This is a genomic window from Lysinibacillus sp. 10T31 (genome assembly GCF_056394365.1).
Genome location: NZ_JBFTHS010000197.1, coordinates 1 through 468, shown reverse-complemented (window position 1 = coordinate 468; position 468 = coordinate 1). Strand labels below are relative to the sequence as shown.

At 66.0% G+C, this 468-nt stretch carries 1 protein-coding gene; it reads right to left on the bottom strand.

Annotation, left to right across the window (positions count from 1 at the left end; genetic code table 11):
• A partial coding sequence (locus AC1DCY_RS27615) for a hypothetical protein (RefSeq protein WP_477355940.1) occupies window positions 1-468 on the bottom strand: 468 nt, incomplete at both ends.

Here is a 468-nt window from a genome sequence, read left to right as displayed (position 1 = left end):
GCCTTGAACTGCCCGACATTTGCATCAAGCCGCACAACGGCCTCCGCGTTGGCTAGGTCACCCTCGGCAATGACCGTGTAGACCGTTTTGCTGCCGGCGAACACGTCCAAGTCGCCAGAGAAGGTGTCCTCATCACCGGCGTGATCCCCCTCCAGTTGCGCCGTCATCGAAGTGACGCGTTCCCCGACCGCACGCAGTCCGTCTTCTGTTTCCTCAACCTTGGCGCTGACCGTCTCCAGCGCTTCCACAGACGCCACCAGGCCTTCGCCGGCGGGCATGCGTGCCTTGACCAGCCGAATGGCCTCGGCGTTGGCGCTGTCGCCTTCTGCGCGCGCCTGGCGTTCCTCGGTGACGCTGGCCTCCGTTGCCAGCGGCCCATCGCCGACCGGCATCCGGGCCTGCAGGATCTCGATTGCGATCACCGCGGCCTCATCGGCGCTGACACGCGCGTCCCTTTCGGACGCGAAC